The organism is Dokdonia ponticola (assembly GCF_042653865.1).
GTDB lineage: Bacteria > Bacteroidota > Bacteroidia > Flavobacteriales > Flavobacteriaceae > Dokdonia > Dokdonia ponticola.
In genome coordinates this window covers 109,544-133,644 of sequence record NZ_JBHSFV010000009.1, presented here as the reverse complement: position 1 = coordinate 133,644, position 24,101 = coordinate 109,544, and the positions used below count along the sequence as shown (strand labels likewise).

The window sequence follows — 24,101 nt, the reverse complement described above, 5'->3', positions numbered from 1 at the left end:
GCATATTGACATCCCTTACATACTAACAGTCCTATTTGTATAAAGAGCGTATCTTTTAAGAACACGCTTTAAAAAAGAACGATATTCCATAGTTTTCTAACATATGTGATGCTTTTTTTAAGAAGTTATTTTTATAAAAATAGAAAAAATCTAGGGGTATATTAAAACTTCATGTTGAGGTAATAATAAATTGACATTATACCTGTCAGCATGGGATTCCTATGCCCACATGTAACTGTAGCAAATGATAGACAATAAGCCTACAATAGGCTATCATCATCTGGTTTTAATACAACCCACTAGATCTGTATGGAGTGCTTTTAAATAAAAGCCTCTTGACCTTTACACAATGCTAACGCCTAGCATTTGTGATCATCTTACCAAACACCTCCAAAAAAACGAGACCATAATCTCAATAGGACACCTATGTCCAATTTTAACTTTAAATAATAAAAAATGAATAAGAAACCTTCAAAAGCAAACCTGTTTAGGTTTGTCACTTTAAGAAACCCGCAACTAGTAGATGAAAGCACCAATACGATAGGGTTTGTCTTTCATCCGGATACAACTCAAAGTAATTTTATTACAGTGGCAGAGACCAGTGATGAGGCATCAAAAAAATTAAATTTAAAGGCAGCTCATACAGCCTATACTGCTTTTCAAAATAAAAGCGAGATTCGGAATCAGAATCAAAGTTTGTATGATTTTTCGTCTTGGCTAATGCGTACTAAGAATGTGTTATCCTATGCTAGTATTTATGATAATAAAAAAACAGCCGTTGAGTTAACAGAAACTCAAGAGTTATTGATTTGGGAAAATCTTTTATATCAAGCTTTTGAAAATACAGCTACTCATGTGCGAAATGCCTTAATTCAAGTACTCGTTGCAAACCAATTTTTAAAGGCATTTGAAACGTTCAGGGCAGGGTCTACAGAAGAAATTACCTTTACTGAAGATCAAGTAGAAGAGTTTGTACGAAGAGCAAATGCAGTAGTTGTGATTCCAAATGTTCTAACGCAATTAGAGTCAAATAAATATAATGGTATACATAAAAAGCCTGTTTATAAAGAAGCTACAAAAAGAGAAAACACAATAAAACGAGTGCTTTTAGAAAGAGAAGTTGAAAAATATCAAGAAGTACGCTCAGAAATAGAAAAAATAGAAATTCTCTATGACAAGGAAAATAAACGTGCTTTTAAAGAAGCATTAGATCTATTTAACAAACGAGTAGATGATGTGATTGCTGATAACCCTAATAAAGGAGAGCCTGAAGGAGATGTCCCAGCGACAGATAGGAGTGCTGAGTTAGTGGCGATGGATAGAGAAACATTTACATTTACACCTATAGATCCAACAGGCACCTATTTAACGACTAGGTTGTCAGAAAAATCCTTAGGATTTATGACTTCTCAAAAGCTAGTAGAAGAGCTTTCTTTGTATGATACGTTAGAGGAGGTTAAAGAGGTTATAACAAAACGTATTCAAGAGCGTACGCAAGAAATAAGGACATTAGCACCGTCATCTCAACCTAAGAACATCCGTATTGCAGGAAATGTGGTGCCATTGGAAACAAGAGCTGAAACAGAAGAAGGGGGGTATGATTATAGTTTCATTCCACTTCATGAGCAAACAAGCGATGGAAGCCGTAATATAATAATGCAAATTTTTAATGGAATAACAAGTACGAATCTTTTTGAAATAGATTATGAAATTACGTTTTTTTCATCAGGAGATCAATTTGATAATGTCTCTTATGAAGTATTAAACGATGGAGACTTTTTAACAATAGCATTATTTCCAGAGGGGGTTATTTTCCCAGAAAACACAACATATTATGATATAGAAGGAGAGATTTATACTAATAATGGAAATTTTATTTTCACTCATAGAGTTTATGTAGACAGAGCAACTATGGGATATTTTAATAATAGCATACCACAACCCAGCACAACACTCCCAGACAAAAAAGTCTTCGGTTTAACAAGTCTAGGGATTGCAGATTTTAGACGTGTAGAACAAGAAATCTTATGTTATGTGCCAGGAGAAGTATCTCATATTGAGAATATTCTTGCACGTGAATATAAGGAGCGTAGTACCCGTAGTCTTACCAGTTTACAAACAGAGACAGAGACAACAAGTGAGCGTGAAGTAGAAAATCTAACAGATACGACCACCACAGAGCGTAATGAACTACAAACAGAAGTGTCTGCGGTCATCAATGAAGACGAATCTCAAAATTACGGAGCTACAGCAAACTTTAATTATAGCCCAAAAGGAGTAGGAGGCGTTTCTTTTAACTTAGGTGCCTACGCAGATTTTTCTTCGTCGACTTCTACATCAAATTCAAATTCACAAGCACAATCGTATGCGCAAGAAGTAACTGAGCGTGCTCTAGAACGTGTGGTACAAAAAGTGAGTACACGTCGTACCTCTATTATGTTAAGAGAATTTGAAGAAAATAATGTGCACGGTTTTGATAATACGCTAGGTGATCAGCATATTACGGGTGTATACAGATGGGTTGACAAAATCTATAAAAACCAATTGGTGAATTATGGCAAACGACTCATTTATGAATTTACCGTTCCAGAACCATCACGTTTCTTTAAAGAGGCCATAAAAAAACGTCTTGAGAATGGCGATACTAATACAAATGATATGGTGGAGCCTATACCACCAGTAACCTTAGAGAGTCAGAATATAAATAGCCCAGCAGATCTTGATGCAGAAAACTATCAAGATGCTGCAGCATTATATAATGCCGAGGTAAATGCATATCCGGCTCCTCTTTTAAGAATAGGAAAGTCCTTTAGTCATAAATTTTTTGGAGAAGAAGCGGAAGGAGTTAAAAATCTTAGTAGAAATACGAAAGACTATGAAATAGAACTTCCTGAAGGCTATAGATGTAGTGCGGTAGATATACGAGGAAATATCATTGCTGAAGGGACTGATGACCTGTCTAGTGCAGCAATCTATGTAGGAGATAGCAAATTTTCATTTGGAACTACTGAGGTTTGGAAAGATCTTATAGTAAATAATGCCCCTCTCAATAATCTGATCACAGGGGTACTTCCTATCTCTATCGCAACAGAAGACGTAGAACCTATTAATTTTAATATTGTAGCGCATTGTTACCTTAATTCTGAACCAAAGCAACAATGGCAGAACGAAACCTATAATGCCATTAAAACAGCGTATCAAGAGCGTCTTGCTGAGTATAAAGATGCGAAAGCTATTTTTGATGCGCCAGTAACTGAAACTACAGAGGATGTTAGATTTAACCCGTTGTTTAACAGAAGTCTTGAACAAAAAGAATTAAAGCGTCTTTGTATCGAGCTGATGGCAGAACAATGTGATCTGAATTTTGCTCAAGATCATTATCAGGGTATGAATCCAGAGACCTGTGTGAGTCCAATTAACGCATCTCAAGCCTTACAAACACATGCAGAAACAGTGCGTTTCTTTGAGCAAGTGTTTGATTGGGATTTAATGGCTTATACCTTATATCCATACTTCTATGCAGCTAAAAAAGATTGGGTAAAATTATTCCAACAAAGAAATGGTTCTGATCCATTATTTCAAGCCTTTTTACAAGCAGGAATGGCACGTGTGGTTTTACCAATACGACCAGGATTTGAAGCCGCTGCCAACTGGTACTTAGAAACAGGTGAATTATGGACAGGTCAAGGCATGACTACAGATAATGAAACCTACCTTTCTATTATGCAGGAATTACAAAGTACAGAAGGCGAAGTAGAATCTACTTGGGAAACCAGAGTGCCTACCTCACTTACCATTGTACAAGCAAAATCTGCGATACTTGATGAAGGAGGACTTCCTTGTTTTGATCCTAAAGGAGAGCTTGAAAATACAATCTTAGAGACTACAGAGACTCTAAAAGGAAAAACAGGAACAGAAACTCCTCCAGAAGGAGGCGGTGGAGAAGCTGCCTTTTAAGAGGCACTATTTAAAACCTTATCCCTTTTGCGAGCGTTAGTAGTGGTTACGCTCCTGCCTGCCGATAGACAGGTTCGCGAAAGCAAAAACAGTCCATATCCTATAATTCAGGATATGGGCTGCGATAAGGCTATGAGGCACGTGTGTGCGTGTAGATATAAATAAAAAAAACATAAAAAATGAGCAAATTTAAATTTGCAGACCAATTAGGGTTTAGTCCGCCCATTGTGTTTGAAGAGGATACAGGGTCTGGAGAGGGTTTTTTTACTTGGCCAATAGACTTTGAGGCTTTAGGAAAGGATTTGGCAAGTGGTACCCCAATTCCTTATTACTATAAAAATTATGAGGCAGATCGACAGACAATAGTAATAAAGGATGAAGTTGGCGGAGATCAGGAGATTGATTATGAAAGTCAAATTCCTATGAAGATAGATTCTTCTAGTGGAGAAAAGCGAAGCTTACAATTAGTAGGAAAATTAAATAAAAAATTAGGAACTGTTTCTATACGACAACATAAAGTGTTGTTTGATTTTAAATTAGAATTAGGGAAGTCAATTTCTTTTGTTAAGAAGATTAAATACGCACATCAAGATGAAGTAGCTATTGAGTTAACATCAGGTAGTTATGAAGATTACTCTGCTTTGTCTAATTATATAGGTGCTAGAGAGAATGAACAAGTTAGAAACAAGATCATTAATGCCTTTAATAAAGCTTTCAGAAGTACTTCTGAAGATGAAGAATTATTAAAATGGTTGTATCAGAGAGCTCCGAGATTTGTTATCAGTCAACGTGGAGATGAACAATTGGTTAAAGATTTAAAATTATTAACTGCATATGATTTAGACAGTTGGTTTATAGACACAGGTTCTGCAATATTAAATATCATGTATGGATTTAATGATCTGACAATTGCCTATAATGATTTTAAAAAACATCCAGAAGATGTACTTAGGATATATAATGCTCTAAGCGATGCTAAAAAAGTAGATTTTACAACTTTTATAACTTCTATAGCTAGCTTTATTAGCGGGGAAGCCTCTGTTGCAAAATTTCTTATAGGAAAAAATTATATAGTAGATAGTAATCTGTCTGTAACTGATAGTCAGAATACAGTGTTTTTACAACAATATACATATAGGGAAGGAGCAACGGTGACAACATCTGCTGGTGGCGTCGGATTTCCTGGGGGGAGTATGAGTATCGGAACTTCTAAAATTAGAGAGGTTGTGCAACAAATCCAAACAAAATTTAACCCTTTGGATCTTATAGCTTTAGAAGATGAAGTCACTGGTGATATACGTTTTGCATCTGCCTTAGAAGTAAAATTTTTTTCTAATGAAACAGAATGGAATACTATTATTACAGGAGTAGCTATAATCGCTACTGTAGTTGCAACACTAGTTTCTTTTGGAGTACTTGGGGCTGGTGCGACAGGAATAGTTGCAGTCATAGCTGTTACAGAAATTGCTGTTGGTCTAGGTGACCTTATTCTTATTTTTAGAAAAGCACGTTTAAAAGGAACAGAAGAAGGTGATTGGTTTATAGAAAATTGGGAAAAAATAAGTATCGCAACTGCTGTTGTGAGTATAAGCTCTGCGATACGTCAAGGTGTTATAAAAAATGGACCTAAAACATTAGCTAGATTGCGTAGATTAAAAGGTGCAAAAGCCGCTGCAATTAGGGAACGTATACGTGTATTACTTTTTAATGCAATCATTAATGTAGAGATCGCAAACTTTGGTAAAGTTTCTTTTAAAATAGTACCTTTTGAAAGCATACGGGCTATAAATGGCTTATCTATAACTATACAAAAAGCACAACGCTTATGGAATCTTAATGTTTTGGTATTAGATGCTATAGTAGATGGTAAATTAGTTTACGCATTATACTATAGAGGACAAGTTATAGCAAGTGGTGCGGCAAAAGAAATTAATGGTTTTATAAAGAATAAGATATTTACCCACGCTGCAAAAGATCAAGAGATTTTAAAGTTTTTGGATGAATTGTTGGAAATAGAGAAGTTAGGGTTAAGATTAGAAGCAGGAAATTGGTTTTGGAAAAACGCTTCAGGAGTTGAACTTAGATGGGCTAAACTTTCTGAGAAAGTGATTTTAGAAAATATTAATAAAGCTTTTAAAAGCCCACCTACTATTGGTGCAAAGTTTGAAGCAGAGGTTGCAAAGAAAATGTTTGAATTAGCAAAGCGTTTTGGAGATGAAATAACAGATTTTTTTAATAATGTAACACAATTAAAGCCTCAAAAAAGATTGAATGGGGATATTGATTTTGGAACAAAACAATATATTATTGAAGCAAAATCACAATTACATAACAGTCATAATATTGAACAATTAAAGGTTCAAATGCAAAAATATTTACCTATCAATGAAACCACTTCTTTAAAATATATGAATCCTTTTAAGAAAAAAGTTGTTGTAGTATATGACAATTTAGGTACATTTAATTTTAATAATATTATTCTAAAAGAATTAAAAGACCAAGGAGTTATTTTTATTGAAGGGGTAAACAATCTTAAAAAACTTTATTAAAATGAATAATAAATATTTACTACTAAAGAATTACAAGGAAAAAGAAATTATTGTTAATTCAATTGAAAGCATTGCGGATAAATTAAATCTTAGAAAAGAGAAAGAGAATCTGTATTCTAGTTTAGCAGATTTAGATTTATATTTAGATGTCAATGATGAAGATTTTCATTTTTTAGGAATAAGAGTAATGAATTCTGAAGAATTTAAGAGAGATAAAGTAATTGTAGATGAGGAAGAATATTTTATTGCGCTATCTATAGATCACGAATCTTTTGAAGAACGATTTATACATATGTTTTTAAAAGAATTTTTGCCATTTTATTCAGAAATGATAATTGCTGATGAGTCAACCACACAATTTTATACTATTGAAGATTTACAAAATAATAATATTCCTTGGTTACAAAGATCGTTTTAGAATAATCAGAAAACAACAATATATCTTATGATGCTAAATCATAGCTTTTTGTATTTTGGGATAGCTAGGGCGCCTCTTCTGGTTGAAGAAATGAAGTTATAATTGTTTGGGTTTTACTCCATACGGCACCCGTCACAGACGGGCGCTAGCCCTTAGTTTAGCATTGTTATTCACATAGAGACTTAATAACGAAGTTAATAATACTGTAAGTGATTGATTTTCTTTTGTTTTTGCTTCTTTTTATTTTCTTTGTTTACAATTTCAATAATTGTGGATAACAACCCAACCGATAAGGGGAGACAGAAGCAACAGCATGGAAATATTCAAGTGCTCGGAATTATGCAGAGGATCATACGATATTAAAGATTGATGATGTAGGATTTATGGGGTAATCTGTGTATTAGATTTCTTACTCAGAATGCCACCAGTTACAAACTGGCGGGAGCGGGGTCCCTAATAAAGAATATTCTCACTTCTACTAACTAGTTATATAGTAAGTAATCCGAAACGAAAATAAACAAAAAGCTATGACCAACCATCATAGCTTTTTGTATTTTGGAATAGCTAGGGACGCCTTTTCTGGTTGTAGGAAATGAAGTTGTAATTGTTTGGTTTTTACTCCATACGTCACCCGTCACAGACGGGCGCTAGCAGGGAGATTTACATTTTCAGGATTAGTTAACGAGAAAATTCGTCGTATAAAATTAAACCTTCCTGATTAAGGATTATTGAAAAGTAAAAAGACCGTCAGAAGTGATGGTCTTTTTATTTTTCGCAAACCTGCTTATCGATAGACAGGAGTGTAAATTATAAAATCTTTTAAAAGATGATCACTCCTTTATAATCTTAACCGTCTGTGACGAGTTTTGAACTTGATCAACAATCGCTAAAAAGTAAATCCCTGTGGTGAGTTTTTCTACATTAAGCGTGGTGTTATTTGATGTCATTTGCTTGGTTTCAGAAAGCACCCTTTTTCCATCAATGCTATACACGGTAAAAGATACATTTCCTTGATAATTCCCTGAGATTTGTAAGAGGTCATTCACAGGATTTGGAAATACAGTAACCGGTGTCAGAGTAACTTCTTCAGTGCTTAATGCAGCTCCAGAAAAATACGCAAGCCCTCGCTCATAGACATCTTGCCCAATTTGTTCTCCCAATATACGTCCGGGAATATCGTCTATAGGGGGGTGAATCCCTCCCCAGATTCTTGATAAACTGGTTTGATCTGAAGCATCTTTATAGGTAGCCCATTGTAAGGTCATATTCACAGAAGGTCCTTCTTCAAAAACAAGAAATTCATTTTGAACGACTTCAAAAGTACCAACACCTCCTGGAAAAAAGGGATCACCAGTCACAAGTGCTAAGATTTCTGCTGCAGCACGAGAAAACGTAGAGTGGCCAGAAATATAGCCCGCAAAAGGAGGTGTTACAAAAGTACCACGTTGATAAGGCCACCATCTGTTGGCATACACCCAATCCACACCCGCCACATCTATATCTGGGTCATTTATATAATCAGGGCCTTTCCAAACGTTCATTTTAAGATCCCCTACAAACTCATCATTGTCCCCCGCAAGCGGATCGCCTACTTGGATTACTTCAATAAGTCCGTCGATAAGTGGAAGTCCGTGCGGATCATAATTAGCTAATGTATTATCATCACTCTGCCCTTTACCCGCCATATAACGCAACGCAGAAATAGGACGTACATAATCATAATAGCCTTTTAATCCCCATGTATTGACAGCACTATCATGCATGGCAGCACCGAGTAAGAAATAGGTTTTAATATCCCATTCTAAATCACTCAAGGTTTCTCCTTCGCCACCAATTTTCTTCACCGTCAGCGGATTGTCATTTACGTAATTTAAAATGGTAAACCAGTGCCCAGGAGGGGTTTCTGAGTCAGGGCCATCTGCCCAAAACTCAGCAAGTACTCTCGCATAATCGCCTCTAGGCACCATTTGTGTTGGGTACGGCTGTCCAGTGACAGGATTTACATCGTGACCAATACTTGCATCTCCACCATTTTCAAAATCGTAAAATGCCTGATATTCTTCAAACGTAGTAGGATAGCTTTGTATATTTCCAATACTAGCAGGCGAAATATCAATCATCACTCCATCGGCAGGATCTAGGTGTTTTGACCAAGAAGCGACCAATCCAAATCCCCACTTATAAGGATCTTCTAAGGCGTTGCCATCAGAATCTTGAATAAGAGAAGGTGCTCCTGGATCGTTATAGACGTAATAATCAAAACCATTCACAGGAAAAATATCTAAATCTTCTTCGCTTAAAGCGAAAGGTGTGACTTGTCCCCATTCTGGACTTAAAAATTCAGGCACCCCACCAGGAATCACATTACCTGACTGATCTATAAAAAACTCAAAAGCCAGGGGTTGCCATCTATTAGGATCAATATCATTGGTTTCTTCGTATACATCTAAAACTAAAGGATCATTGACAGGAAGATAGGACGTATTTCCATAATCAAAATCTTCATTAGACCCGTCTTGTAATCCAAAAGCAATCATTTGCTCGGCCATATAGTTTCCTAAAGCCGCATACGATCCTGTGCTATAATCAGTATCTGTAAAAGAGGCATCGTAGGATAATTCAGCAAATTTCGCTTCCAGTGCCGGCAAGGTGTCGTCTTCGCCTGGAGATCCATCAAAACGATGCATTAATAATCGAAATACGGCATAGCTGATGACTTCATTTCTAGCTGCTTCCAAATCGGCTTCATTATCGGGAATTGCAATGCCATCAAAAGGGATTTGAAAACCGCCAAAAGACTTTCCTAAAAATAAAGGGACAGCCGTGTCGTCAAAAATAGCCCACGCATCATACATTAATGCTGAGGTATGAAAAAGATTACGAGCATGAACCGTAGGTCGTGCAAAATCATTACGGATCGCCTCTAGAAGTTCTTCGTTCCATTCCCTTGCAATAGATTCTTGCGAAATGGAAGAAACAGTACCTAAACAAATAATGAATACACAGAGTAATGTTCGTATCATGTCTTTTTTTTTAAATGGTGAGTAATATCTGTAGAATGGTCAATAATTCCCTTTTTTTACTTGAAAAAGGGGTGGTTGCTTCTCAAAGATAACGACTATTTAAAAAATACCATAGATTTTTTAATAAATATTTTAAGATGGAATATGCGTAAGATAAAGGGTGTCAGTGGAATATGTTAAAGCCGTATGAGATATTAAGAAATTGATTACAGCTTTAAGAAGCAATACACTTTAACGAAGTCTTAACGCATCATGTGAGTTACAAAAAAAACGCCAAGAGGAACCCCTTGACGTTTTGGATATAGGATCACTATTTTGTTGTAAATAGTTCCTTTAGCTGCTTTACCATGCCGCTGTTTCCAGAGAGTGTAATTTCGCCAACTTTATCAGCGATTTTTTCTACATACTCCATCTCTTTAAGCTTGTAAAGCATCTCGTTGTCTTCCATAAGCTTTGCCGTGTTCAATAAACTACGGGTGCTTGCGGTTTCTTCTCTACGCGTAATCACATGTGCTTGCGCTGTTTTTTGTGCAATCAATACGCGGTTCATGATCTCTTTCATATCTCCGGTGAGAATCACATCACGCACACCGCAACTCAACACAGTAACCCCTAATTTTTCTGAGGTCTCTTTACTGTTTTCAAATACAGACTGTGCGAGCGCTTCTTTGCTTTCTAGCAACTCATCTAGTGAGTAACTTCCCACGTAGGCACGTAAAGCAAGTTGTAAGGATACATATAATTGCTTTTCATAGTCTTTGGTGTCTAGCAACGCTTTTTCAAGATCTGTCACTTTATACTGCGCATGAAAATTCAAACGTACCGTCGCTTTATCTTTCGTCAGTAATTCTTGACCTGCAATTTCCAGCTGTAACTGCCTCATATCTGCTTTTGCGATCTTGATCGTCGTGTCATTGCGCCAGAAACGATAGGTACCCCCTGTTAAGGTTTGTACATATTCATCATTGACGAGCATGACTGCTTTCTCGTAAGACGCTACTTCAAACACACGAATATGCTTTAGTAAATCGTACTTAGCAAACACTGCGGTATCAATTTTTTCAGTGATGTGAATCTTTGTAAGATCGGCACGTGTAAATTGATAATCTACAAGCCCTTTCCAGAAAACATAACGTCCTGCTGTAAGCGTCTGACTGTATTTTTTGTTTTTATATACAATCACAAGTTCGTGATCCAATACATCAATTACATGCCATAAAGCCACGAGTGCTTCGTCTCTTAAAAAGACTTCTAGGTCAATGGTATTTGATGTAAAAGAAAGAGCGGTGTTGTATAGGGTTACGCTTTCGCGAAAGCCTACCCAGTGGATCCCCTCTGTTAGTACACGGTGGTAATCACCATGCCTAAATACTAAGCCGATTTTACCGGCGTTGATACGTACTCTTTTCATAATTTTTATACCCGCCTATGCGGATATCTCTTTGTTTTTGCTCCCATTTTTGGAAACTGGTTACACTTCAATTTTGCGGGGATATCCCCTATATCACTTCTATGACCGGTACACAGAGAAGTAATGTTCTATATTCATTTCGCTACTTTTATTAGTGAAACGCTATTTTGAAAAAATCCAAAGGATGAATTCAAAATAACTAGTTGAACTAATCCCGCTTTTTAGCGGGACCTATAGTTTACTATTTCGACCTTTGGTCGATTTTCAGGTTCCAAGGCTTATAGTGGAGTTTAATATCTCTATTGTGCCTGAGTAAGCTTTCGCGAAAGCGGATTTCTAAAAAAAACAATACAAAAACCATCATCTCGCACATACGGAATAACCGATGGTATCCATCTACCCATGAGTGGTTTTTAAAAGATTTGAAACGAGAAATAAAAGATCAAAATCCATTATTTGCCGAAACGAATACAGGAAAAAAGCACTCATTTTGTGATGGCTAGCATCCATCATTCAAAGTACATGTTAGATCTGTTTTACTTCAACGAATTGAAGTTTAACGGATCGTTCTTGTATTGTTCAATACTTACAGATGAACTATCTGTTGATCAGTTTTATAAGGTGATCAGCTTGGTGGTGGAGATGTAACGTATCCCCAAACGTCAAAAAAGTGTAGTGCTCTACCCGCTGAGCTACAGGTCCATATTTTTCTATATGATGTAGTGGACCTGATAGGATTCGAACCTATGACAGCTACGTCTCGTTTTGCCAGAGCCTAAATCTGGTGCGTTTACCAATTCCGCCATCCTGATATCAGGAGTGGGACTCGAACCCACATAACGATGTTTTGATTTTTGGAAAATCAACAACCTCTATGTCAAGTTGGATATACAACCATCATACAAATACTGCAATGATGTATACAATAGCGCCATACAGAAACGCCCAACAAGACTTGCATAGTGTGAAACAGATACGAGTCGAACGTATATCTACCCGTCTTCAGCGGGTCGCTTATACCACATAAGCTACTGTTTCAAGTGTACATCAAGACTATTGATGTACGTGTCTCCCGAGAATCGAACTTCGGACTTGCAGGATATACCCACCGTGCTAGCCATTACACTACAGACACTTTACTATATTGAGCGTAGTGATGTACTCACTTTGCAGATAAGTAACATCCTTAGTTTGGCAATGCTTACTCCTAAGCTGATCACCACCATCAGACTACGCTCTTTACATATGAACATACATGCCCACACGTTTTTTATTATTATTTTAAATCCCGCCATACTCCATGTTATGGCGGGATACCCCAAAAAATACCTCAACAGATTCCAAAAGGTGAGGTATTCAATACATAATTACCCTGCAAATGTGAAGTGGTATTACGCAGTCTTTTTGCGTAGTATAAAAAAGACGTAATTTTTTTTAAAACGTATTTGTCTTTCAAATTGAGATGATAGATTTTTTTAAAAAAAACGTGATTTTCAGGGAGCGCAATGTTGTTTTATGGGTATGTTTTCTAGAGGTGTTTTATGGGTTTACCATAGAAATAAGGGTTCTCGTTCTTTTTAGGAAAAATCCTGCTATTAATGAATATGTTTTTCTTAATTTAACTTATAACTAATTTATTTTTAACAACCTATACTAATTAAAATGAAGAAAATTACAATCGCTATTTTGTGGCTTTTTTGTGCGTTTACAACCTACGCCCAAGACGGATCCATGTCACCGACCTCCATTGGTCAGGCGACATATATGAGAGAAATTCCAGCGCTCTCTTCTATGGATAATATTATTGCAGCAGCTGGACTTGAACATGTAGCTCCTCCTAAAAGAAGAGGATCTAATACATTTATTCCAGGCAAAGGATTACCTGCAGGACCCGATCCGCTTATTCAAAAGCAAGGAGCCGTACAGCCTATTCAGGGAAGGGCTCCTGTTGCTTCTTTTGGAGCACATCAAGGAACGGTCTTAAATGATCCCACGGGAGCCATTGGCCCCAATCATTATGTGTATGCATTTAACTCTGGATTTGGAATTTTAGATCGCTCTGGAAATGTATTATTGCCTGAAGCCTCTTTAGGTACATTATTTCCAGGAGAAACCCTTGGAGATCCTGTTGTGGTGTACGATCGCTATGCAGATCGTTTTATTGTGATGCAATTTAGTAATACACCCAATGGATTTTTAATTGCTGTTGGGCAGGGACCAGATCCTGTGAATGACGGATGGTTTACCTATCGTTTTAATACAGGTTCATTTCCAGATTATGAAAAATTATCTATTTGGAGTGATGGATATTATATTACTGCCAATAAAGATCAAGGGTCTATTACAACGAGTGAAGTGGTATTTGCTGTAGAGAGAGATGAAATGCTGGTAGGAAACCCGAATGCACAGTTAATAGGTTTTCCATTACCGGGAGCGTCTAATAATGGATTTTATAGCCCCGGAGGATTTAATGCGACGGGGCCTACATTACCTCCTGTTGGCGTTCCACATCCCATTGTATACATGCAAGATGATGGTTGGAGTGGTGTATCACAGGATAATTTGAGTATTTGGGATGTGAGTGTCAACTGGAATAGCCCTTCAAGTTCTTCTATTTCGAGTCCGCAACAAATCAATACGGCTCCTTTTGATGCCGTATTTAATGGGGGTTCTTTTAATAATTTAGATGAACCTGGAAACGGTCCTAACATTGATGCAATACAAGCAACGATGATGTATATGACCAATTACAGACGTTTTGGAACGCATAACGCTGCGGTGATGAATTTTGTAGTAGATGTAAGTGGGAATGATACCAAAGCAGGAATACGCTGGTACGAACTTCGCCAAACTGGCGATAACCAACCATGGACTATTTATCAAGAAGGAACCTATTCACAGCCGAACTATAGCACCTTTTGTGCAAGTATAGGTATGGACTTTCAGGGAAATATAGGATTGGCCTATACCATTGTAAGTAGTTCGGTATTTACTTCTTTGCGCTATACAGGAAGATTGGCATCAGATCCTTTGGGAACGATGACGGTGGCAGAGCAGAATATTGTAGACGGAAATGCACAAAACAATAGATCAGATGGGCGTTATGGAGATTATGCGCAATTAACGATTGATCCTACAGATGATTTGACCTTCTGGCATATCGGAGAGTATATGAATGGTAGTGCGGCAACGGTACGTAAAAGCCATGTAGCTGCGTTCCGTATTGGTTCTGCAGTGCCTGATTTTGATCCTCCATCAACACCTACAAGTTTGATTGCTTCAAATACAGGACCTACTAGCACAGATCTTTCTTGGAATGCTTCTACAGATAATATCGGGGTTTCTGGATATGATGTGTATCGTGATGGTGTTCTTATTGGAGCCGCATCGAGTACCGCTTTTACAGCAACTGGTTTAACGCCTTCTACTACGTATAGCTTTTTTGTGATCGCCAAAGATGCAGCAGGAAATCAATCTGGGCAGAGTAATTCTGTGAGTGTCACCACATCGGCAGTGACTGCATGTAGTGGTGGGATTTCTTCGTTTCCTTACTCGGAGAGTTTTGAAAGCTCTTTAGGGGCTTGGACGCAGGCAACAGGTGATGATTTAAATTGGACACGTGACTCTGGAGGAACACCTTCTACAGGAACAGGGCCTACAACGGGAGCAGATGGTGCTTTCTATCTATTTGTTGAGGCATCAGGTAATGGAACAGGATTCCCAAATAAACAAGCGATTTTAAATTCGCCTTGTTTTAACTTAAGTAGTGCCACACAAGCAACTTTTTCTTTCCAATATCATATGTTTGGAGCTACCGATGCAGGAACGATTGCATTAGAAGCGAGTAATGATGACGGAATTTCTTGGGTTTCTTTATGGAGCCAAACAGGGAATCAAGGAAATCAATGGATTCCTATTGATATAAATCTTGCTGCGTATGTAGGAAGCGGACTTCAATTACGTTTCAATAGAATCACAGGAGGGACATGGCAAGCAGATGTTGCACTAGATGCATTTGAACTTACAGCTTCTGGAGGTGCAGATACACAGGCGCCTAGTAATCCTACGAGTTTGACTGCTACAAATACAACAACCACAACGACAGATTTAAACTGGAGTGCGTCTACAGATAATGTAGGAGTAACAGATTATGATGTGTTACAGAACGGTGTTTTGATTGGAACTACAGCGAATACCTTTTTTGATGTTATAGGGCTAACACCTGCAACCACCTATAATTTTATAGTAGTGGCAAATGATGCAGCTGGAAACCAATCAGGCGCTAGTAATACCGCTACAGTGACGACTGGGAGTGTTGGTGGTGCTGGATGTACAGGTGGGATTTCTTCGTTCCCATATTCGGAAAGTTTTGAAAGTTCTTTAGGGGCTTGGACACAAGGAACAGGTGATGATTTAAATTGGCTGCGAGATTCAGCAGGAACGCCTTCTTCAGGGACAGGACCTACCACAGGTGCTGATGGTACTTGGTACCTATATGTAGAGGCGTCAGGTAATGGGACGGGTTTCCCAAACAAACAAGCCATTTTAAATTCGCCATGTTTTGATTTGAATGGTGCTTCACAAGCCACCTTCTCTTTCCAATATCATATGTTTGGATCTACAGATGCAGGATCTATTGCGGTAGAAGCAAGTGATGATAATGGTAGTACATGGACGTCTATTTGGAGTCAAACAGGGAATCAAGGAAATCAATGGAATACGGTCAGTCTTAATCTAGCTGCTTATGTAGGCAATGGTCTTCAGTTACGTTTTAATCGAATTACAGGAGGCACCTGGCAAGCAGATGTGGCTATAGATGATGTGTCTCTTACTACTGGAGGTACCCCTAATAATTGTGCGGCTTCTGATCTGACGCTTACAATTAATCTTGATGATTATCCAGAGGAAACAGCGTGGACACTTACTTCTGGAGGAAGTACAGTAGCGAGTAATAGTTATTCCACAGCAAATCCTGATGGCTCTACCGTGGTAGAAAATATTAACGGATTGTCTTCTGGTGATTATGTCTTTACCATTACAGATGCTTTTGGTGATGGTATTTGTTGCGGATTTGGAAATGGATCGTATACGTTAGAAAGTTCTGAAGGTATGATCGCTTCTGGAGGTGATTTTGGTGCGTCTGACGTGACTACTTTTTGTGTAGATGATACCAAGTCTCAATCGTTAAGAACACAGCCATTAGCTAGGGAAGACAATAATCTATTCAGAATATATCCTAATCCAGCAGAGACGATACTTAATATAGACGTGCAAGATGCTTCTATAAGTAATATTAAAGTATTCTCTATGTTAGGAATGTTGGTGACTGAAGTGAAAGATGCCGGCATTCGAAGTATTGATGTTTCTAATTATAAAACAGGTACGTATTTTATTAGAATTACATCAGGAGATACAATTATTACAAGAAGGTTTATTAAAAAATAATCTTCTGTGTAGATGAACCATTTTAATTAAACAAAAAAAAACCGTTGAGGCTCGCTTCAACGGTTTTTTGTTATACCTAAATAAGGTTTTGAATTATATTTTATTGTATGGTCGAAAACAGTCGAGACCTTTTTCCTTGAAAGTAGTTAAGATTAAATGATCTCTCGACTGCGCTCGAGGTGATAGCTTTAATATATAACGTGTTAATAGCGTAGTTTACATTTTTAATAGTATTCGAATTCAATTTATAAAATTAAACAAGGGTTTTCATCCTTTTTATGCTCCTGCCTGCCGGCGAGGCAGGTTCGCGAAAGCGTATTCTTAAAATCTCCCATAGGTAATATGTAATTTATTTTAATAGCTTTTATTAAGTAAGTGATAAGGAGCATTCCTACGTTAGTTTCATCGTAAAGTCTTGGTATAATTGTATTTTCGAGGTTTAAATTCAAAATAATTTCTACCTTTAACGAATGAGAGAAACCATCATATGTTATGTTGATGTATACGATTTTGATTCTTTAAAAAAAGTGTGTATATGAAAATAGGTTTAGCACTTTCTGGAGGAGGAATAAAAGGTGTTGCCCATATAGGAACACTCAAAGCAATTACAGAACAGGGTATAAAAATTGACCATATAACGGGAACGAGTGCAGGGGCAATCGTAGCAGCGCTTTACGCGGCGGGGTATTCTTGGGAGGTGATATTGGATTTTTTTACAAAAACTTCTATTTTTAGTTTAAACCGATTTGCGCTTAGAAAACCAGGCTTTATAGACACCATAAAGTTTGAAAATGATTTAAAACTTTATTTTCCTGAGGATTCTTTTGAAAAACTAAACATCCCGCTCACCATTACCGCCACCGAAATTGAGAGTGGAAACTCCAAAGTATTTAATAGCGGCCAACTGATTTGCCCGATTTTGGCTTCTTCTGCTTTTCCAGGTGTTTTTACACCTATTGAGATTGATGGCGTCTTTTATTTTGATGGAGGAGTCATAGATGATTTTCCTGTAGAATATTTAACAGGTACGTGTGATTATATTATTGGGTCCTATGCAAACCCACTAAGTGAGATGTCCATAGATTCTTTAAAATATTCATATCAAGTTCTGAATAGAGCTTATGAAATCAATCTTCATCATCACGTACATAATAAATTCAACAACTGTGACATTTTTATCTGTGCCCAAGAGCTTTCTCAATATGGCACCTTCAGTATGCGAAGTGCCAAGAAAATATTTGACATAGGATATAAAGAAGCCAAAAAAGAGCTGCTCAAGTATACTGCTCAGGAATAAGGGATATATAAGCAACTCTTTCTAATACTTTATTATTTAGTGTATAAATTTATCCGAATCCTGTTATTTATCTTCACGACCCAGTATTTGCCACATAAGGCGAAAATCATTTTAATTAATAAAAATAAACTTTTTTTAAGTCAACTTAATAGAGTATGAATCATGTTAAGAACTTTTAAATATTTAACTATTTTTATTTACGAGCTAAGCTTCTCAAAAACTTATCTTACAGACTAATAGTAGAATGAAATATAATTTAAATTATGAGGTTAGAACATCTTTATTCTTTACGCAGTAATTTTATGGTAATTGGTTTAACTGGACGCACTGGATCTGGTTGTTCAACAATCGCAAAGCTTCTGTCTGGACCATATTCTGATCTGAAAGAAGAAGGTTTAAGAGAATTTAGTTCAGAAGAGGATTTAAATTCAACTTTTTCAAGGAAGTATAACATTATTAATAAATTTATGGAAGCTGGTGAAAATTGGATTCCATTTGATGTTATTAGCTATAAAGACGTCCTTCTTCTTTATTTGATAAAAAGGTATGGAACAGAAAATTTTGAACCACTGAAAATTCTTAATGATTATTATAGAGAATCTAAAGAAGAAGATAATAAAGAGATTGTTCAAAAAATATTTAATGAATTAAAGCAAATAGTATCTCGACATAAAGTTATTGTAGATAGTATATTATCATTAAAAGAATTCAATGAGATTAAGTCTCCAGATGAACTAGTAAAATTGAATAAGATTTTTTTTGATAAACCATTTAGAGAGTTAAGTGATGAGGTGTTTAAAGTTCTTAAACTTAATGGATATTACAGAAGAGCATATTTACTTCATAATATATCTCGTAATATAAGACAATCGGGAAACCCTAAAGGCGGAGAAACAAAAAATATTTCAAACCTCTTTGAAATTGCCAGTATAATAAATCGAATTATAAAAGCTAAAAAGCATGTTAATAATAGTGTTCCAACAAGAATAGTAATCGATTCGTTGCGTAACTCATTAGAGATAATGTTTTTTAAGGAACGTTATTCGGGGTTTTATATGTTGTCGACTAAAGATGTACTTGGGAATTCAAGAGATAGGATTGAAAAAAGATTACCAGAGTCTATAGGTGATAAATCTGAGCGTGCAACGATAGCACAAAAAATATTAAATTTAGATAATACTGAGTATAAGACAAAAGATTTCTCAAAAGGGATTTTTTCATCACCAGACGTTGAAAATTGTATTCAGAAAAGTGACTATCATATTTTAAACCTCAATAAAGAAAATGTTGATAAGTATCTTGATATTTACAACCCACCTTACGGTAAATTAAATTTTTTAACTCGTGAAGAACAATTACTCAAATTAATTGCTCTAATATCTCAACCTGGAATTATTACTCCAAGTTCTGTAGAAAGGTCAATGCAGGTAGCTAATTCTGCAAAACTCAACTCAGGATGTATTTCAAGAAATGTTGGAGCTACAATTACAGATTCTTCATTCCATGTTAAGTCAATTGGATGGAATGATGTTGCAAAAGGTCATACACCTTGTAATCTCAGAAACGCTGAGGATATAATTTCTCCTGTATCCAAAGTTTGGTTAGAAAAATCTCAACACTATAGTCCTTTTGAAAAAGGAGAGGTTTCTGATAATTCTTCCTATAAATATAAGAATGAAAAACCGGGTAATTTTAAAGAAGCACTTACTGATTATTTTAAAGATTCTTTAGATTCCAAAAAAAATGATTTAAATGGGAAACCGTGTGCTTTTTGCTTTAAAACAGTACATAATCATTATGAAGGAGAGGCGAATCAAGTACACACTAGATCATTACATGCGGAAGAAAATGCAATGCTTCAAATTACTAAATTAGGAGGGCAAGGTGTCGAGAATGGAATCCTTTTTACCACGGCAAGTCCTTGTGAGTTATGTTCTAAAAAAGCATATCAACTAGGTATAAACACAATATATTTCATAGATCCTTATCCAGGTATTTCGAATGATCAAATTCTTAGAGGGGGAAGAAATGAAACACAACCAAAAATGATACCTTTCTCAGGTGCTATCGGATTGGCATATCATAAATGTTATGATGCTTTTATGTCATATAAAGATGAAGTTACAATGACTCTAGAAATGGAGGTAGATAATAAAATTGGAATTCAATTTAAGGAGTTATTGAAGTCTATAAAAAAGAAGGATAATCAAATAAGTGATTTATTAGGCAAAACACTTGATTTTACAGATGATGATGTAGTTGCCTTGCTCTCTAAAGCTTTAAAGGGAAAGAAATAATATATTGAAAATTTTTAATTTGAACTAAAAAAATAATTTGGCTAAAGAAATTACAAAAATATTCCCAGCAAAAATATCTTCAGAAATATCAGGATATAATAAATTAATAAGCTTTTACCGTCAGCTTGAATATCTAGAAAATAGTAAGGTTATATTGGATATGCGAAATACTTATTGGTTTGAAGCAAACTTATGCGCGGCTCTGGGAGCTATGATTGAGTTTTTAGATAAACGTAATAATTCAGTCAAAATTGTAAACGTGAAGGCTCCTCAAGATATTTTAACGAGAAACGGTTTTCTTAAGCCTTACGGTTATGAGTATCCGAAATTCACATATAATACAGAAATTGAATATAGAACATTCAAAGAACATCAGGGGAAAGGCTTTTCTAGTTATGTAGACAGTGAAGTTTTGAATAATGAAGATTTCCCTAAAGTTTCTCCACTTTTAAATAAAAAAATAAATCAAAGTATTTGCGAACTATTTGAGAATGCAAGAACACACGGACAATGTGAAAATATGCATACCTGTGGTCAATATTTCCCAAATAAATCAACAATGGATTTTACAATTGTCGACTTGGGACAGACTATAAAAAACAACGTTAATAATTTTCTAGGAGAATCTTTAAACGGAGCTGATTGTATAGAATGGGCTATGAAAGAAAACAATACAACTAAAACTGGTAATGTAAGCGGTGGTTTAGGGTTAGCTCTTATTTTTGATTTTATTGAAAAAAATAAAGGTAAAATACAAATAGTTTCTTCTGACGGTTATTGGGAGTTTAGAAAAGGAAAAATTAAAAAGGAGACTTTAGATTCTTCATTTCCTGGTACTATTGCTAATCTTGAGTTTAATTTTTCTGATACAAAATCTTATATGTTAAAAGAAGAGGTAGATATCAACAATATTTTTTAATTTTGCGTAACTTAACAGAATGGATTCAATAATAGTTTTTGATATTATACACGGAAATTTTGCTGTTACCACAGATGATGGTAATAGTATTTTTGCTATTGTAGATAATTATCTTGAAAAAAAGGAAAAAGTTACATTAGATTTCAAAGGGATATCTATAGTGACCACTGCTTTTCTTAACGCTGCTATTGGACAATTATACCATAAATTTAGTTCTGAAGATATTAGCCCATATCTTATACTTAGCAATGTTGATGATGAGGATTTAATTCTTTTCAAAAAGGTTACTAATAGAGCTAAACAGTATTTTGCTCATAAAGAAAGTTAAAGTCTATTTTTAGAAATTAACAGTTATTACCTTGTTTCTATTTTATAAGTATAAAATCTTCAATAATTTGGGTGTTTCTGGGATTCGAACCCTGTTATCTAGATTCACAGTCTAGCAGGTTACCACATAAGCTAAAAACACCATTGTACGCTTGGAAAAGCGTTTTTTTGATAACCTAATAGGATTCGAACCTATACTACCAGAGTCAAAGTCTAGTATGCTACCGTTACATCACAGGTTAATGAATACCTAAGAAATGGTATTTGTACTCCACCTTGGATTCGAACCAAGAAATCACACGGTTTAAACATGCTGCCTTTTCCAGTTTGGCTAGCGGAGCATTTGTCTAGTACAGGAAGAGAGATTCGAACTCTCAGGAGCTTGATTCTAAATCAAGAGCGCCTGCCTGCTGGCAGGCAGGTATACCGTTCCGCCATTCCTGCAGTTTGTTGTATTCCGTAGGGGAATCGAACCCCTAATTCCACATAGAAATGAGTTTACGAATTCAACGAATCCGATGTGTCAAATCCATGGTCAATAAGTTAAAGTGTGGCGTCTTCACCATTTAACCAACGGAACAGTACGTTGAAGTATTAGAATCAATGATTGGGGCTTAGTGTGCTTTCGCGAAAGCATACTTTAAACGGTAACCACTATGATAGTAGTTATTCTCTGATGAATGAATAGATCATACTTATTAGATGGCATTTTTTACAACAAAAACACGCGCCTGAACCTTCTACCATATAGGGGTAGGGCTCAGACTTGAGCGTGTTTTTGTTATACTGTTTTAGATATCTAGAGCTTGTGTATTGCGATCACAAACTCTAGATGAAAGTCCCTTCTAGACTTTATTAGTGAAATTCTGTTTTGTTAAGTCTGAAAGACGCATACAAAATAGATAGTTGAACTAATCCCGCTAAAAAGCGGGATATGGCTGATATCATATATGAATAATATTGCAGTACCGATGGGATTCGAACCCACAACCTTCCGAGAGACAGTCGGGTGCACTAGCCGTTGTGCTACGATACTATAAGTAATTTGTGGAAGTAGTAGGACTCGAATACCGAAACAAGTTCGGCACAAGCGCTAGATGCTCCGAAGAGATCAGATTTTAACTCTTGGTTTATATTATATTTTTTGGATTCGTTGAATTCGCAAGCTCATTTCAGTCTGACAAGTCAACCAATTGCTCAATACTTCCAAGTAATAGAGACAAGAATGAGATTCGAACTCATACATAACGGATTTGCAATCCGTAGCCTTAACCATTCAGCCACCTTGTCTTTTGCGATACGGATAGGGTTTGAATATTTCGACAGGCTCAACACGGTGCCTATTTTATATGAAACAGCTCTCAGCACTGCCAATTAAGCTACCCTATCAAAAGCGGAGAACAAAGGAATCGAACCTTCCCTGCTGTAACACAGACTCGCTTAGCAGGCGAGCGCAACAAACCAGTATTTGCCTATTCTCCATAGCGGAAGGAGCAGGAGTTAGATTCCAAAATAAATTTGGAACAGGCTCCACAAGAGTCATTAGCTCCTAACAATTTTACAACTGATGGTTTAAGTACATAAGACAGTTGTGAATTCGTAGATTCAAAAAAATAAAATTATATTTTTTTTAAAAAACTCATTTCAAGATTGCGGCCACCATCCATTGGCTTGTCCTTCCTTAAGTTGACACGATGAGGATTGAACCTGCCTATGCCGGCAGGCAGGTTCATAACCTCCCGATTAAAAGTCGGGTGCTCTGCCAGTTGAGCTACGTATCTGTATACTCGTTCTTTCATAAAGAATCCTAAATACACGATAAAAATAAGAAGTGATGTTGCATGAATTATATGCTTTCGCGAAAGCGTGAAAAACCGTAATCAAAACTTATAATCATGTACTAGTACTTTACTGAGTAACTTATACACATTAGTTTTTCAATATGTCAATGATCGTTGTGCATAAAAAAAGACGCCTTGTCTGGGCGTCTTTTTTATAGTGTGAGAAATCGTATATATGCCTATATGCGTTTCTGTTTTTGTTCTATAAAAAAGACATGTCTATCCGAGTCAATACATACCCTGAGCTCTCTTTGCGCTAAGCGACTTCCTAGAGGAAGTTGAAAACTTGGGAGTATAGTATATGCTTTCATGTATTACGTTTTTGTTGTTATGTAGAAACCATGTTTGATGGTTTCTGATTGCGGTGCAAAGATCAAACTATTTTTGAATTCTCCAAATAAAATTCAATTTATTTTACTGATAATCAATTATTTATATTTTATTTTAAGCATAGGTATCCTTGTCCGTCTTATGACAGATATTGGATTTTTTTGCAGTAGACTGTCTCTCTGTTGCTTATCTTCCAAATGGTTTTTCTATTATGTAATTATACTTTTTTCAATAGATGAACTATTTTTTTTAAAAAATTGCTGTTTTTGTCTTATTCATATAGGTAT

Annotated in this window: 10 protein-coding genes and 9 tRNA genes; 8 read left to right on the top strand and 11 right to left on the bottom strand. The window is 36.1% G+C overall.

The genetic code is table 11. The features are described from left to right. The first annotated feature begins 456 nt into the window (after positions 1–456). From ACFO3O_RS14600 to ACFO3O_RS14590, 3 genes are all read left to right on the top strand, one after another. A complete protein-coding gene (locus tag ACFO3O_RS14600; RefSeq protein ID WP_379980075.1) occupies positions 457–3,957 on the top strand; it encodes a hypothetical protein in 3,501 nt (1,166 codons plus the stop codon). A gap of 179 nt (positions 3,958–4,136) precedes the next feature. Then, entirely contained in the window at positions 4,137–6,506 is a 2,370-nt protein-coding gene (locus tag ACFO3O_RS14595) for a hypothetical protein (RefSeq protein ID WP_379980073.1), read from the top strand. Position 6,507: 1 nt separating this feature from the next. Beyond that, on the top strand, positions 6,508–6,924 hold the full coding sequence (locus tag ACFO3O_RS14590) for a hypothetical protein (RefSeq protein ID WP_379980071.1): 417 nt from the start codon (positions 6,508–6,510) through the stop codon (positions 6,922–6,924). A gap of 830 nt (positions 6,925–7,754) precedes the next feature. On the opposite strand, the gene ACFO3O_RS14585 is transcribed toward ACFO3O_RS14590, so the two are convergent. The 4 genes from ACFO3O_RS14585 to ACFO3O_RS14570 all read right to left on the bottom strand — a co-directional run bounded on the left by ACFO3O_RS14585 (position 7,755) and on the right by ACFO3O_RS14570 (position 12,396). Then, positions 7,755–9,947 carry a T9SS type A sorting domain-containing protein gene (locus ACFO3O_RS14585; RefSeq protein ID WP_379980069.1) on the bottom strand — a complete coding sequence of 731 codons (2,193 nt, stop codon included), beginning with the start codon at positions 9,945–9,947 and terminating at the stop codon, positions 7,755–7,757. 310 nt (positions 9,948–10,257) lie between these two features. After that, the gene (locus tag ACFO3O_RS14580) at positions 10,258–11,358 is read right to left on the bottom strand and encodes a slipin family protein (RefSeq protein WP_379980067.1); all 1,101 of its coding nucleotides are present in this window, start codon (positions 11,356–11,358) and stop codon (positions 10,258–10,260) included. Positions 11,359–12,081: 723 nt separating this feature from the next. Beyond that, a tRNA-Leu gene (locus tag ACFO3O_RS14575) sits at positions 12,082–12,166 on the bottom strand. Positions 12,167–12,323: 157 nt separating this feature from the next. After that, positions 12,324–12,396: transfer RNA gene (locus tag ACFO3O_RS14570), tRNA-Phe, on the bottom strand. A 624-nt stretch (positions 12,397–13,020) separates the two neighbouring features. On the opposite strand from ACFO3O_RS14570, the gene ACFO3O_RS14565 reads away from it, so the two are divergent. The 5 genes from ACFO3O_RS14565 (at position 13,021) to ACFO3O_RS14545 (ending at position 21,644) form a co-directional block, all read left to right on the top strand. Then, a complete protein-coding gene (locus tag ACFO3O_RS14565) occupies positions 13,021–16,803 on the top strand; it encodes a T9SS type A sorting domain-containing protein (RefSeq protein ID WP_379980065.1) in 3,783 nt (1,260 codons plus the stop codon). Between the two features lie 535 nt (positions 16,804–17,338). Then, entirely contained in the window at positions 17,339–18,100 is a 762-nt protein-coding gene (locus ACFO3O_RS14560; RefSeq protein WP_379980063.1) for a patatin-like phospholipase family protein, read from the top strand. 263 nt (positions 18,101–18,363) lie between these two features. Beyond that, a complete protein-coding gene (locus tag ACFO3O_RS14555; protein ID WP_379980061.1) occupies positions 18,364–20,397 on the top strand; it encodes a hypothetical protein in 2,034 nt (677 codons plus the stop codon). Positions 20,398–20,434: 37 nt separating this feature from the next. Further along, positions 20,435–21,316 (top strand): hypothetical protein, encoded by an 882-nt coding sequence (locus tag ACFO3O_RS14550; protein ID WP_379980059.1) that lies wholly within the window; start codon positions 20,435–20,437, stop codon positions 21,314–21,316. 19 nt (positions 21,317–21,335) lie between these two features. Then, entirely contained in the window at positions 21,336–21,644 is a 309-nt protein-coding gene (locus ACFO3O_RS14545) for an STAS-like domain-containing protein (RefSeq protein WP_379980057.1), read from the top strand. Positions 21,645–21,713: 69 nt separating this feature from the next. Here the strand turns inward: ACFO3O_RS14545 and ACFO3O_RS14540 are convergent. The 7 genes from ACFO3O_RS14540 to ACFO3O_RS14510 form a co-directional block, all read right to left on the bottom strand. Beyond that, positions 21,714–21,786: transfer RNA gene (locus ACFO3O_RS14540), tRNA-His, on the bottom strand. Between the two features lie 28 nt (positions 21,787–21,814). Then, positions 21,815–21,885, bottom strand: a tRNA-Gln gene (locus ACFO3O_RS14535). A gap of 109 nt (positions 21,886–21,994) precedes the next feature. Then, positions 21,995–22,087 (bottom strand) — tRNA-Leu (locus tag ACFO3O_RS14530). Between the two features lie 9 nt (positions 22,088–22,096). Beyond that, positions 22,097–22,223, bottom strand: a tRNA-OTHER gene (locus ACFO3O_RS14525). 383 nt (positions 22,224–22,606) lie between these two features. Beyond that, positions 22,607–22,679, bottom strand: a tRNA-Asp gene (locus ACFO3O_RS14520). Positions 22,680–22,860: 181 nt separating this feature from the next. After that, a tRNA-Cys gene (locus ACFO3O_RS14515) sits at positions 22,861–22,933 on the bottom strand. Between the two features lie 104 nt (positions 22,934–23,037). After that, a tRNA-Ser gene (locus ACFO3O_RS14510) sits at positions 23,038–23,124 on the bottom strand. Positions 23,125–24,101 lie beyond the last annotated feature (977 nt).